Annotated in this window: 13 protein-coding genes; 10 read left to right on the plus strand and 3 right to left on the minus strand. The window is 61.4% G+C overall.

Annotated features, from left to right (window positions below; all coding sequences use genetic code 11):
- Positions 1-172 precede the first annotated feature (172 nt).
- Positions 173-835 carry an alpha/beta hydrolase gene (locus ASD83_RS02775; protein ID WP_056307721.1) on the minus strand — a complete coding sequence of 221 codons (663 nt, stop codon included), beginning with the start codon at positions 833-835 and terminating at the stop codon, positions 173-175.
- Positions 836-1,119: 284 nt separating this feature from the next.
- On the opposite strand from ASD83_RS02775, the gene ASD83_RS02780 reads away from it, so the two are divergent.
- From ASD83_RS02780 to aroA, 10 genes are all read left to right on the plus strand, one after another.
- On the plus strand, positions 1,120-2,265 hold the full coding sequence (locus ASD83_RS02780; RefSeq protein WP_056307723.1) for a cysteine desulfurase family protein: 1,146 nt from the start codon (positions 1,120-1,122) through the stop codon (positions 2,263-2,265).
- A gap of 63 nt (positions 2,266-2,328) precedes the next feature.
- Positions 2,329-3,858: a Fe-S cluster assembly protein SufB gene (gene sufB / locus ASD83_RS02785; RefSeq protein WP_156385716.1), complete on the plus strand. Its 1,530-nt coding sequence runs from the start codon at positions 2,329-2,331 to the stop codon at positions 3,856-3,858.
- A complete protein-coding gene (locus ASD83_RS02790) occupies positions 3,855-4,355 on the plus strand; it encodes a cupin domain-containing protein (RefSeq protein ID WP_056307725.1) in 501 nt (166 codons plus the stop codon). The genes sufB and ASD83_RS02790 overlap by 4 nt, the downstream gene beginning before the upstream one ends.
- A gap of 39 nt (positions 4,356-4,394) precedes the next feature.
- A complete protein-coding gene (gene sufC / locus ASD83_RS02795; protein WP_056307726.1) occupies positions 4,395-5,156 on the plus strand; it encodes a Fe-S cluster assembly ATPase SufC in 762 nt (253 codons plus the stop codon).
- Positions 5,157-5,162: 6 nt separating this feature from the next.
- Entirely contained in the window at positions 5,163-6,374 is a 1,212-nt protein-coding gene (sufD, locus tag ASD83_RS02800; protein ID WP_056307729.1) for a Fe-S cluster assembly protein SufD, read from the plus strand.
- 227 nt (positions 6,375-6,601) lie between these two features.
- Positions 6,602-7,822, plus strand: a complete 1,221-nt coding sequence (locus tag ASD83_RS02805; protein WP_056307731.1) for a cysteine desulfurase — start codon at positions 6,602-6,604, stop codon at positions 7,820-7,822.
- 59 nt (positions 7,823-7,881) lie between these two features.
- Positions 7,882-8,214, plus strand: a complete 333-nt coding sequence (locus ASD83_RS02810; RefSeq protein WP_056309810.1) for an SUF system Fe-S cluster assembly protein — start codon at positions 7,882-7,884, stop codon at positions 8,212-8,214.
- Between the two features lies 1 nt (position 8,215).
- Positions 8,216-8,635 (plus strand): VOC family protein, encoded by a 420-nt coding sequence (locus ASD83_RS02815; RefSeq protein WP_056307733.1) that lies wholly within the window; start codon positions 8,216-8,218, stop codon positions 8,633-8,635.
- Positions 8,636-8,644: 9 nt separating this feature from the next.
- Entirely contained in the window at positions 8,645-9,025 is a 381-nt protein-coding gene (locus ASD83_RS02820; protein ID WP_056307735.1) for a HesB/IscA family protein, read from the plus strand.
- 98 nt (positions 9,026-9,123) lie between these two features.
- The gene (gene aroA / locus ASD83_RS02825) at positions 9,124-10,401 is read left to right on the plus strand and encodes a 3-phosphoshikimate 1-carboxyvinyltransferase (RefSeq protein WP_056307737.1); all 1,278 of its coding nucleotides are present in this window, start codon (positions 9,124-9,126) and stop codon (positions 10,399-10,401) included.
- A gap of 84 nt (positions 10,402-10,485) precedes the next feature.
- Here the strand turns inward: aroA and ASD83_RS02830 are convergent, their stop codons facing one another.
- Positions 10,486-11,553: a GGDEF domain-containing protein gene (locus tag ASD83_RS02830; RefSeq protein WP_056307738.1), complete on the minus strand. Its 1,068-nt coding sequence runs from the start codon at positions 11,551-11,553 to the stop codon at positions 10,486-10,488.
- A 123-nt stretch (positions 11,554-11,676) separates the two neighbouring features.
- Positions 11,677-13,095: a DEAD/DEAH box helicase gene (locus tag ASD83_RS02835; RefSeq protein ID WP_056309812.1), complete on the minus strand. Its 1,419-nt coding sequence runs from the start codon at positions 13,093-13,095 to the stop codon at positions 11,677-11,679.
- Positions 13,096-13,309: the final 214 nt, after the last annotated feature.

Genomic DNA, 13,309 nt, shown 5'->3' on the forward strand with positions numbered 1-13,309 from the left:
GGGAATGACCGCAGGTAGAATGCGCCCTGAAGAGTTTGTTTGAGAACTCGCTGGGGCGAGTCAGGTGGCGTGGTTTTCGAGAACCGGAGCGCAGCGTACATATGGTACGTGAGCACCGGAAGCGGAGAAAATCGCGTCAGATGGCCGACCCAGTAGAGTTCCCAAACGGGCTCTAGCGCCCGCCGCCGTCCGCGATCTCCTGACGGCGACGGTCGAGATATTGCGCACACCGTGTCGTCAGTTCGTCGATTTTGCCTTCGTAGAAGTGGTTGGCACCCTCGACGATCTGTTGATCGATGGTGATGCCCTTCTGGGTCTTGAGCTTGTCCACGAGCTTTTGGACCGAGGTGGGCGGCGCCACGCGGTCCTTGTCGCCATGAATGATCAGGCCAGAAGACGGGCAGGGGGCCAGGAACGAGAAATCGTAGAGGTTTTCCGGCGGCGACACCGAGATGAAGCCTTCGACTTCCGGACGGCGCATAAGAAGCTGCATGCCGATCCAGGCGCCGAACGAGAAGCCGGCGATCCAGCAGCCGCGCGATTCGCGGTTGATGATCTGCAGCCAGTCGAGCGCTGCGGCGGCGTCCGAGAGTTCGCCGATGCCGTGGTCGAACACGCCCTGCGAGCGGCCGACGCCACGCGAGTTGAAGCGCAGGACCGAAAAGCCGCGTTCGGCGAACATGTAGAACAGGTTATAGACGATCTGATTGTTCATCGTCCCGCCGAACTGCGGATGCGGATGCAAAACGATCGCTATGGGCGCGTTCGGTTCCTTGCCCGGCTGGTAGCGGCCTTCGAGGCGGCCCTCGGGGCCATTGAAGATAACTTCAGGCATGGTGTCTTTTCCGGCCTTTTTCGGCTCTGTCACTAAGTTGATCCGAGTGTTCAGGATTACTTCCCGCGCGGCTTGACTAAGCGCGGGAGCCTCCCTAAAACATGGGTCGAAAAAACCAGTTTAGAATGGTTCGAAATTCGGTTTTTGGCCGCAAGCGGCCGTGTTGAGCGCCCCTTGTAATGAAGTTGGGCGGCAAATTTCAAGAAGTGTTTGGTTTGCGGGATGCTTCGGCGTCCCGTTCCGGGCATGGAAGGCATGTTGGGGGCGCAACCCCAAGAAGGCAAATGGCGAAAGAGAGCATCTATCTCGATCACAATGCCACCGCTCCGCTTCGTCTGGAAGCGCGCGCGGCGCTCCTTGCTGCGCTCGATTTGACGGGCAATCCGTCCTCCGTTCACGCCCATGGCCGCAAGCTGCGCGATCTCATCGAGACCGGTCGCCAGCAGGTCGCGCGCCTTGCCGGCGCCGAAACCCGTCAGGTCGTCTTTACCGGCTCGGCCACCGAAGCCCTCACGCAAGCCATCGTCGGCGGCGCGCGCACCTTCTCAGCAGGCGCCGTGGCGATCAGTGCGGGGGAGCATGCTGCGGTCGCCAAGGCGGCCGACGCCACGGGCCTGCCGGTGTGGACAATCCCGCTTCTGGCCGATGGGCGTATTGATCTCGATCAACTTCGCGCCGCTTTGCAGCGCGCGGACGACGAGGGCATCACGCTCCTCGTCGCGGTCCATTGGGTGAACAACGAAACCGGCGTCATCCAGCCGATCGGCCCGATTTCCGCTCTCGTCGGTCCCACCCGCCATACCCTCGTCATTGATGCGGTGCAGGCTCTGGGCAAGCTCGATCTGGATTTTGCGGCTTCCGCTGCCGATATGATGGCAATCAGCGGCCACAAGATCGGTGCGCCGGCCGGCATCGGCGCGCTGTTGGTAAAAGGTCACGCCGATACGGTGCGGCTCATTCCCGGTGGCGGGCAAGAGCAGGGGCGCCGTGGCGGCACGGAATCGGCGGCACTGATCAGCGCTTTCGGTGCTGCGGCTGCGGCCGAACGTTTGAATATGGAAGCTGTCTCCGCGCTGACCGGGTGTGTTGAAGACGGGTTGAAGGCTTTGGCGCCCGATGTGGTGATCTTCGGCGAAAGCGCCGAACGCGTTGGCAATGTCGTCAATTTCGCCGTCCCGGGCATCCGGAATGCCACGGCGATGATGGCGCTGGACTTGGCTGGCCTGTCGGTTTCCGCCGGCTCGGCCTGTTCGTCGGGCAAGGTCGGCGCAAGCCATGTGCTTCTGGCCATGGGCGTCGAGCGCGACCTTGCCGATTGCGCCTTGCGCGTGAGTTTCGGCTGGAACTCCAAGGCAGAAGATGCCGAGGCGTTCCTGGCCGGTTTTGAAACGATCCTTGCCCGCCACAAGCGGACGGGACAAGCGGCTTAGGCTGCTGGGAATAAAAATGTTCGCGGCGGCCTTGAACCGCCGAGGGACGAAAAGGAGAGCCTGATGGCGGACTACGGTATTCCAACGTTGAAGGAAGAGATCGATCGGGAAACGGTCGAACAGGTGCTGGCGCTCGACGTCGACAAATACAAGTACGGCTTCGAAACCGATATCGAATCCGACGTGTTGCCGCCCGGCCTCACCGAGGAAACGGTCCGCTTTATCTCTGCCAAGAAGGACGAGCCGGAATGGATGCTCGAATGGCGTCTAGACGCGTTCCGGCGTTTCCAGACCCTCGAAGAGCCGACCTGGGCCAAACTGCACTATCCCAAGATCGACCTTCAGGCGATCAGCTTCTATGCGGCTCCAAAGTCCTTCAAGGGCCCCAAAAGCCTTGATGAAGTCGATCCCGAACTCCTCAAGACCTATGCCAAGCTCGGTATTCCACTGAAGGAACAGGCGATTCTCGCCGGCGTCGAAGGCGCCGCTGAATCCGTCGGCACGCCCTTTGGCGCCAATGTGGCCGTCGATGCCGTGTTCGACTCCGTTTCGGTCGTCACCACGTTCCGCGAAGAGCTGGCCAAGGTCGGCATCATCTTCTGTTCGATCTCGGAGGCCGTGCGCGAGCACCCCGAGCTCGTCAAGCAGTACCTCGGCTCGGTGGTCCCGGTTTCGGACAACTACTATGCGACGCTGAATTCCGCCGTCTTTACCGATGGGTCCTTCGTCTACATCCCCAAGGGCGTTCGCTGCCCGATGGAGCTGTCGACCTATTTCCGCATCAACGAAAGGAATACCGGCCAGTTCGAGCGCACGCTGATCATCGCCGACGATGACAGCTACGTCTCCTATCTCGAAGGCTGCACCGCACCCTCGCGCGACGAAAACCAGCTCCATGCTGCCGTCGTCGAGCTGGTCGCCCTCGACAATGCCGAAATCAAATACTCCACCGTCCAGAACTGGTATCCGGGCGACAAGGACGGCAAGGGCGGCATCTACAATTTCGTCACCAAGCGTGGCGATTGCCGTGGCGTCAATTCGCACATTTCCTGGACGCAGGTCGAAACCGGTTCGGCCATCACCTGGAAATATCCGAGCTGCATTCTGCGCGGCGACGGTTCGCGCGGCGAATTCTATTCCATCGCCATTTCGAACGGCTACCAGCAGGTCGATAGCGGCACCAAGATGATCCATCTGGGCAAGAACACGTCGAGCCGCATCATCTCCAAGGGTATCGCCGCCGGCTTCTCGGACAATACCTATCGCGGCCAGGTCTCGGCCCACGCCAAGGCGAAAAACGCCCGCAACTTCACCCAGTGCGACTCGCTGCTCATCGGCGACAAGTGCGGCGCCCACACGGTTCCCTATATCGAGAGCCGCAACGGCACCGCCGTCTTCGAGCACGAAGCGACGACGTCGAAAATTTCCGACGACCAGATGTTCTATTGCCTGCAGCGCGGCCTCAACGAGGAAGAAGCTGTGGCGCTGATCGTCAATGGCTTCGTCCGCGATGTGCTTCAGCACCTACCGATGGAGTTCATGGTCGAAACGCAGAAGCTGATTTCGATCAGCCTCGAAGGCAGTGTTGGATGAGCCAGGCCACCCGTCCAGTTGTAAGCCTTTCGGAGCTCTCTCTCGAACCGTTCGAGCAGGGAACTCTATATAAAGGCGCCGACGCCTCTGTTGCGCAGCAACTGGGGCTGAAGGCACTGGGCGCACGGTACAACGAGATTCCGCCCGGCAAGTCGAGCTGCCCCTTCCACAACCACCACGTCGAAGAAGAGCTCTTCATCGTGCTGGAAGGCGAGGGGACCTATCGCTTCGGCACCGAGCGCTATTCGTTTAAAGCTGGCGACGTGCTTGGCGCGCCGACCGGCGGCCCGGACACGGCACACCAGATCCTCAATACCGGATCGGTGACGCTGAAATATCTGGGCGTGGCCAACAATGCCGATACCGAAGTCTGCGAATACCCTGACTCGGGGAAATTCCAGGTGACGAGCCGCTCTTCGGCCGATCGTCGCCTGCGCCACTGCGGCCGCGAAGGCCAGCATCACCTTGATTATTGGGATGGCGAGCCGGGCGCCTGAGGCGCTGCCAGCAATCCCTTCCGCAATTGGAGAAGAAATATGACCACTCCCGTTCTTGAAATCCGCAACCTGCACGCTCGTATCGAGGAACGCGAAATCCTCAAGGGTGTGAACCTCGTCATCCCGCAGGGTCAGGTCCATGCCATCATGGGCCGCAACGGCTCGGGCAAGTCGACGCTGAGCTATGTGCTCGCCGGCAAGGAAGACTATGAGGTCACCGAGGGCGAGATTCTGCTCAACGGTGAAAATATCCTCGAGATGGAACCGCATGAGCGCGCCGCAGCAGGCCTGTTCCTCGCCTTCCAATACCCGATCGAAATCCCGGGTGTTGCGACCATGACCTTCCTCAAGGCCGCCATCAATGCCCAGCGCAAGGCGCGCGGCGAAGGTGAACTGACGACGCCGGAATTCATGCGCGCCGTCAAGGAGGCCGGCGCCCAGCTCAACGTCGATAGCGACATGCTCAAGCGCCCGCTCAATGTCGGTTTCTCGGGCGGCGAAAAGAAGCGCGCCGAGATCATGCAGATGGCACTCCTCAAGCCATCGCTAGCCGTGCTCGACGAAACCGATTCCGGCCTCGACATCGACGCGCTGCAGGTCGTGTCCAAGGGCGTCAACGCGCTCCGCGACGGCAAGCGTTCCATGCTCGTCATCACCCACTACCAGCGCCTCCTGAACCACATCGTGCCCGACGTGGTGCATGTGTTCGCGGATGGCAAGATCGTCGAAAGCGGCGATAAGGACCTGGCGCTGCAGCTCGAAGCCAAGGGCTATGCCGACTATGACGGTCAGGCGGCGTAACACACCATGCGTCAGACCTTTCCTGTCCGCCTCGGCGCTGCCGAGGAATCCCTGATCGCCCAGCTCAAGGCTGCCGGAGCCGATCAGGCCGCCGAGCGCGTCACCGTGGCTGGTCTGCCGACCCGTCGCGTCGAGAGCTATCACTATACCGATCTCAAAACCCTGCTGCGGGCCATCCCGCCGCTGGCACAGGCGGCCAACGAGGCCACGGGGACCGCTCTGCGCGTTCCGGGCGCCTATGCCCTCTCGATCGTCAACGGCGCGGTCCAGCACGCTGCTACGGCGCCGGAAGGCGTCAAAGTGGGCAAGACCCACGGCGGCGTTCTCACCAACCGCGATGACGTCATTGTCAGCGTCAGCAATGCGCTGACAAAAGACACGCTCAGCCTCGACCTCAAGGGCGCCATCGAACAGGTGGTCCAGATCGACCATCGCATCGAAGGCGAAGCCGGCCATGTCGCCGACGCCACGAAGATTTTCGTTGCCGACGACTCCTCTGCCGTCATCCTCGAAACTTTTTCGGGCTCCGATGCCGCCCACGTAGGCAACCACGCGACCTACCTCGCGCTCGGCAAGAATGCCGTCGTCACCCACGTCACCATCGACCTCAGTGGCCGCGCCACCTCGCATTTCGCGACCAATGAGTATCATCTCGCCGATGGCGCGCAGCTGCGCACGCTGATCATCCATGCCGGTTCGGGCCTTGCCCGCACCCACCTCTTCCCGAAGATGGAAGGCGAGGGCGCGCATGCCGACGTGACCGGGCTCAACCTCGTGTCGGACGGTCAACACTCTGATATCACGATGGAAACGCTGCACGCCGTGCCGCACACGTCCTCCCAGCCACTGTTCAAGTCCATCACCCGCGGCCGCTCCAAGTCCGTGGTGCAGGGCAAGCTGATCGTCGCCCGCGACGCGCAGAAGACCGACGCAAAGTTCATGCATCAGGGCCTGATGCTCTCGGACGATGCGGAAATCCTCTCCAAGCCCGAACTCGAAATCTATGCCGACGACGTCGTCTGCGGCCATGGTTCGACCTGCGGCAAGCTCGATGAAGATAGCCTGTTCTACCTCCTCAGCCGCGGTATTCCCAAGGCCGAGGCAGAGACCATGCTGGTCCGCGGTTTCATCGCCGAACTCATTGATCCGGTTGAAGACGAAGCGCTGAACGAGGCCTTGCAGGGCATCGTCGACGGCTGGCTGCTGGGCGAAAAATAGACATTGGTGGCGCTCGATTGCGCCACGACCACAGCACAGCACCTCCCCCTTGATGGGCTCCGATCCGTCCCGAAGGGAAAACTGCTCCAGTGGAGCAGTTTTAGGTGAGGAGGTTGGGAGGGGGTGGCGAGAGCCACGATATCGGGGCTTCATACCCCCACCCTTGATCCCTCCCCACAAGGGGGAGGGTGACGGCTGAAACACCGCGGTTCACTAGGACCAATAAGATGACCCTCGACCTCGAAAAAGTGCGCGCCGATTTTCCGATCCTGTCGGAAGTGATCCACGGCCATCGCCTGGTCTATCTCGACAGCGGCGCTTCGGCGCAGAAGCCGGTGCAGGTGCTCGACCGGATGGATTATGCCTTCCGGCACGAATATGCCAATGTTCACCGTGGCTTGCACACGCTCGCCAATCGCGCTACCGACGCCTATGAAGCTGGCCGCGAGAGCGTCAGGCGCTTCCTCAATGCCGGCCGCGTCGAAGAGATCATCTTTACCCGTTCGGCGACCGAGGCGATCAACCTTGTCGCGCAGTCCTTTGCCGGGCCGCGCATCGGGGCAGGGGACGAGATCGTCACCACGATCATGGAGCACCACTCCAATATCGTGCCCTGGCATTTTCACCGCGAGCGCAAGGGCGCCGTCATCAAGTGGGTCGACGTTCGCGACGACGGCAGTTTCGATATCGACGCCTTCGAAGCCGCGCTGTCCGACAAAACGCGTATCGTCGCCGTTACGCACATGTCCAACGTCCTGGGCACGGTGACGCCCATTAAGACGATCGTTGAAATCGCTCACGCTCGCGGCATTCCCGTGCTGGTCGATGGCTCGCAGGGCGCGGTGCACACCAAGGTAGACGTGCGCGATCTCGACGCCGATTTCTACATCATGACCGGCCACAAGCTCTACGGCCCGACCGGCATCGGCGTTCTCTATGGCAAATACGACCTCCTCGCCGAAATGCAGCCCTATCAGGGCGGCGGCGAGATGATCGATACGGTGACCCTCGACACCGTCACCTATAACGAGCCCCCCCACCGCTTCGAGGCCGGCACGCCGCCCATCGTTCAGGCGATCGGCCTTGGCGCGGCGCTGACCTATATGGAAACGCTCGGCCGCGAGAACATCGCCGCGCATGAGCATGACGTGGCGGAATACGCCCACGAAAAACTCAGCCGCATCAATTCGCTGCGCCTTATCGGCACGGCGCCGGGCAAGGGCGGCATTTTCTCCTTCGAGATCGCGGGCGCCCATGCCCACGATGTCGCCACCATTCTCGACCGTTACGGCATCGCCGTCCGTGCCGGCACCCATTGCGCGCAGCCGCTGCTGAAACGATTTGGCGTCACCTCTACCTGCCGGGCCTCCCTCGCCCTATATAACGGCAAGGACGATGTTGACGCGCTGGTCGATGGCATTGAGCGCGCCCGTAAATTTTTCGCCTGAGCGAGACCGAAATGAGCGAAGACACAACGACTGAAATCGACACGCGGGTCCAGCCGACCATGCCGGAAAACCTCGGCGACTCGGAAGTGACGCGCATCACCACCGATCTCATCGGCGCGCTGAAGACCGTCTATGATCCGGAAATCCCCGTGGATATCTATGAGCTGGGCCTGATCTACAAGGTCGATCTCGACGACGACCGCAACCTGACCATCGACATGACGCTGACGGCGCCGGGCTGCCCGGTCGCGGGCGAAATGCCCGCCTGGGTCGAAAACGCCGCCCGCGGCGTCGAAGGCATTCAGGACGTCAAGGTCAACATGGTCTTCGATCCCCCGTGGGACGCGAGCCGCATGAGCGAAGAAGCGCAAGTTGCGTTGAACTGGTGGTGAGATGGACCGGCCGCCGCTAGAGGGGCTGGTCGAGACAGCGCTTTACGTCACCGACGTGCAGCGCAGCCGCGACTTCTATGTCCGGATTTTTGGTTTCGAGCCCATGGGTGGCGACGAGCGCATCCAGCCGCTGGTGGTGAAGGAGGGGCAGGTGCTGCTTCTCTTCAAGCAGGGCGCGACGCTGAAGCCGATTCCTATCGGCGGCGGTTTCATTCCGCCTCACGACGGCGGCGGGGAACAGCATTTCGCCTTCGGCATTGAGTTGGAAGCCTATGACGATTGGAAAACCTTCCTTCAAGGCTTACATATAGAGTTAGAGAGCGAGGTTGCCTGGCCCAATGGCGGGCGCAGCCTTTACTTCCGTGATCCGGATCGTCTCGTGGTCGAACTTGTCACCCGCGGCGTCTGGAAGAATTTTTAGGAACCAACCATGGCCTTCAAGATCATGTCGCTGTCCGATGCGGCAGCCGAGCGCATCAAGGAAATCATGGAAGATTCCGACAAGCCGGTTATCGGCCTGCGTGTTGGCATCAAGAATGCGGGCTGTGCTGGCGTGGCCTATACGATGGACTATGTCAGCGAGCCGCTGAAGGGTGACGATCACGTCACCGATCGCGGCGTCGATGTCTGGGTCGATCCCAAGGCGACCATGTACCTCCTTGGCACGGTGATGGATTTTGAAGAGAGCAAGATGTCTTCTGGCTTCACCTTCAAGAACCCCAACCAGACCGGCGCCTGCGGCTGCGGCGAGAGCGTCACGCTCAAGGCTGCGGACCTGAAGGCCATCGCCGACGCGCGCGCTACGGCCTAACGCCGCAGTCGCATATTGCAGCAGTAGACCTCACCATGAGGACGACTTGAGCATCGGCGATTGCCTAGATCGAGCGTTTGTCCTAACACCACGGCATCATGCCCAAAACGCTCCCATCTGCTTACACCATCATCCCTCCCGGCCGCCCGCTTTCGGGGCGCGTTTCGCCTCCGGGCAGCAAGTCCATCACCAATCGCGCCTTGCTGCTGGCGGCTCTCGCCAAGGGCACGAGCCGGCTGACGGGCGCGCTGAAAAGCAAGGACACGGTGCTGATGGCCGAGGCCCTGCGCCAGATGGGCGTTGGGGTCGAAGAGCCTGATGCCACAAGCTTTTTGGTGACGAGCAGCGGCACGCTGACGGCGCCGGGCGCCCCACTTTTTCTCGGTAATGCCGGCACGGCGACGCGCTTTCTTACCGCCGCTGTCGCGACCATTGACGGCACCGTTGTCGTCGATGGCGACGAGGACATGCGCCTCCGCCCGATCAAACCGCTGGTCGATGCGCTGCGCTCGCTCGGTATCGATGCCGAAGCGCCGACCGGCTGCCCGCCGGTGACCATTCGTGGCACAGGCAGTTTCGGCAAAGGTAGAGTGGAGATCGATGCTTCGCTCTCCAGCCAATACGTTTCGGCGCTCTTGATGGCCGCACCCTTTGGCGATGGGCCTATCGAAGTCGCCCTGGCCGGACAGGATATCGGCGCCCGTGGCTATGTGGATTTGACGCTCGCGGCCATGCGCGCTTTCGGCGCCAGGGTCGAGGAGACTTCGCCGGGCACCTGGCAGGTCGAGCCGACCGGCTATGCCGCGACCGATTTCCACGTCGAGCCCGACGCTTCGGCCGCCACCTATCTCTGGGGCATCGAAGCGCTGACTGGCGGCAAGATCGATCTCGGCGTTGTCGCCGATGCCTTCACCCAGCCCGATGCCGCCGCGCAGGCTGTCATCGCCCAGTTCCCGAATATGCCCGCTGTCATCGATGGCTCGCAGATGCAGGACGCGGTGCCCACCATGGCGGTCGTTGCCGCTTTCAACAATCAGCCCGTCCGCTTCGTCGGTATCGCCAATCTGCGCGTCAAGGAAACCGACCGCATTCGCGCCGTTGCCAACGAACTCAACCGCATCCGGCCCGGTCTCGCCAAAGAAGAAGGCGACGATCTGCTCGTTGCCTCCGATCCGGCTCTGCTGGAAGCGTCCCAACGCAACGTCACCTCGCGCATCGAGACCTATCACGATCACCGCATCGCCATGAGTTTTGCGCTCGCGGCGCTGCGCATCGGCGGCGTGACCATTTTGGATCCGGCCTGCACCGGCAAAACCTATCCGGACTATTGGGAAATGCTGGCTTCGCTCGGCGTCGAACTGGTTCCAACCGCCTGACCGCAGTCAACGTCACCCACAGCGTTATTCCCGCTTTCGCGCGAATGACATCGTGGGTGGGCGATGGTGCGGGGGATGCGCCGCTTAGGCGGCGGTGACGCCGCCCCGGTTTTCGCCGTTGATTTCAGCAAGGCTCTCTTCGGTCAGGACGCGATTGCGGCCGGCATGCTTGGCCGCATAGAGGCAGCGATCCGCGCGCTCGATGAGCGAACCAGCCGTATCCGAAGCGTGGAAGGCCGCGATGCCAAAGGACGCGGTGATGCGGCCCAGCTTCTCATTGGTCGAACGCTTGAGCAATTCCTTGCCATGAATGGCCTGGCGCACGTTCTCGGCAACGATGGTCGCGCCCTTGAGATCGGTATTGGGCAGGATGGCGACGAATTCCTCGCCGCCATAGCGCGCAGCCAGATCGCGGCCCTTGATATTGGACTTGATGGTCATGGCCACAAGCCGCAGCACCTGGTCGCCGGTCTGGTGGCCATAGGTGTCGTTAAAGCTCTTAAAATGGTCGATATCCATCAGGATCAGGCAGAGTGGATTGCCGGTCTGCCGCGCTTCGGCAATGGCGGTGCGCAGACCCTCGTCAAAGCTCTTGCGGTTGGCAATCTTGGTCAGCGGATCGAGCAGGGACTCGCGGCGCACGTCGTCGAGATCGCGCTGCAAGGCGGCAATGTCGTCGCGCGATGCCTCGAGCTTTTGCTCCAGCAGGCGGTTCGTATCCTGCATGCGACGGGTTTCGGTCAACAGGCGCGCCGCCAGAGCTTTGAGATCCTGCGGTTCGATGTCCCGTTCAAGATCGCCTTGGGCCGACTGTAGCGAACCCGAATAGGCATTGGCCGTCGTCATGGCGTGGTCGATGGCCACATGGACCGCCTCGATGCGCACCTGCATGCGCTCGGACACGGTCGACATGCGGTCGTTCACGTCGGACTTCAGGAATTCGTTGTAGAGCGTTTCGGCAAGGCTTGCCGAAGGGGATTCACCGGACGCGAAAATGGCGTTGATCCGGTGGTTCAACGTGGGGTTGACGCCGGTCGCATAGGTATAAAGCAGCTCATAGAACTGCGGGTAGGGCGGGATACTGCTCTTCTTGAGAAGATCGAGCGCTGAATTGGCATAGCCCAGCGCTCGCTTAAATTCGTGATCCGACACAGACTACCCCGCGCCCCGTTACGCCGACCACCGGCCCTGAACTCTACCTTAAAGTCATCCACAAGTCATAACGGCTGGTAACACACCGTGTCGACCAACAATTTTTCGAAAACTGACAGTATTTTACTCAGATTCCTGTTCGGCAGTGCGCGTTGGCCGAAGCAAGAAGGCCGGAATAGGACCCGCATCGCCAAAGGGCGAATCGGTCAAGGCATTGGAAACGGGAGCGGGAACGTCTTTCGGACGCCGACGGGAGTTCCGTGCCGGCGCCTTTTCGGGCACCGTCGCGGGCGCTGGCGCTGGCGCTGGATCGGAGACTTCCGTCTGGCTGGTGCGGGTCGCCGCCTTGCGACGGGATGGACGAGCCGAACGCGCCGGCGCTTCTTCTTCTTCGTTCTGGCTCGATGCAACAGGCGCTACGTCGAGCCATTCGATCGGCTTTTGAATCAACTTGAGAATAGCATCGAGATGCTTCTCGTCGCCCGGGCCGACGAAAGTATAGGCGGTACCCGCGCGGCCGGCGCGGCCAGTGCGGCCGATGCGGTGCACATAGTCCTCGGCGTGCACCGGCACGTCAAAATTGAACACATGGCTCACCGCGGGAATATCGAGACCGCGTGCGGCAACGTCGCTGGCGACCAGCAATTTCAGATTGCCGCCCTTGAAAGCGTCGAGCGTTTCGGTACGGCTCTTCTGGTCCATGTCGCCATGCAGACCCCCGGCGCTATAACCATGGCGCTCCAGCGAGCGGGCGAGGGTCGCCACGTCGCGCTTGCGATTGCAGAAGATAATCGCGTTGGTCAGGCCTTCGGCAGCATCGACACGGGCGCGCAGCATGGCGCGCTTCTGGTCGGGGCGCGAGGACACTTTCACCAGCTTCTGGTCGATGGTGTCGGCCGTAGACGCCGTGCGGGAGACCTGCACATGCACCGGGTCCTTGAGGAAACGCTTGGTCAGCCGCTCGATCTGCGGGTCCATGGTCGCCGAGAACAGCATGGTCTGGCGACGCGGCGGCAGGCGCGAACAGATTTTTTCGATGTCGTCGATAAAGCCCATGTCGAGCATGCGGTCGGCTTCGTCGATGACGAGGATTTCGACGCCGGTAAGCAGGATCTTGCCGCGATCGAATTGATCGAGCAGGCGGCCGGGGGTGGCGATCAGCACGTCCACGCCGCGATCGAGCTTCTTGTTCTGATCTTCGAAGGACACGCCGCCGATGATCAGCGCCATCGAGAGGCGATGGTTCTTGCCGTACTTTTCAAAATTCTCGGAAACCTGCGCCGCGAGTTCGCGCGTCGGTTCGAGAATGAGCGTGCGGGGCATGCGGGCGCGGGCGCGTCCGGCTTCAAGTAGCGTGAGCATGGGCAGCACGAAGGATGCCGTCTTGCCGGTGCCGGTCTGAGCGATGCCGATCAGGTCCTTCTTCTGGAGAAGGTGCGGAATGGCTTGCGACTGGATTTCAGTGGGTCGCGTATAGCCGGCCGCTGCAACAGCGTCGGTAACTTTGCTCGAAAGGCCAAGGCCAGAAAAATCGTCGGTCAACGTCAGAGATTCCACTCGCGGGTCGTCCGGGTGGCCGTGCGAACCGAAATGTTCGGTACGGCGCACCGCGGAAATCATATGCAAGGCCCGTGCGTTGGTTCTGTGGCCCTAGACCCAATGTCGAATGGAGCGTCAGATACTTGTTTTTCTGCGCGGGCCCGTTGCCGGGCAGAGAAGATGCAAAAAAGAAAAAACAGGCAATCCGGCAAACCTT

The sequence above is a fragment of the Devosia sp. Root685 genome (assembly GCF_001427875.1).
Classification (GTDB): domain Bacteria; phylum Pseudomonadota; class Alphaproteobacteria; order Rhizobiales; family Devosiaceae; genus Devosia.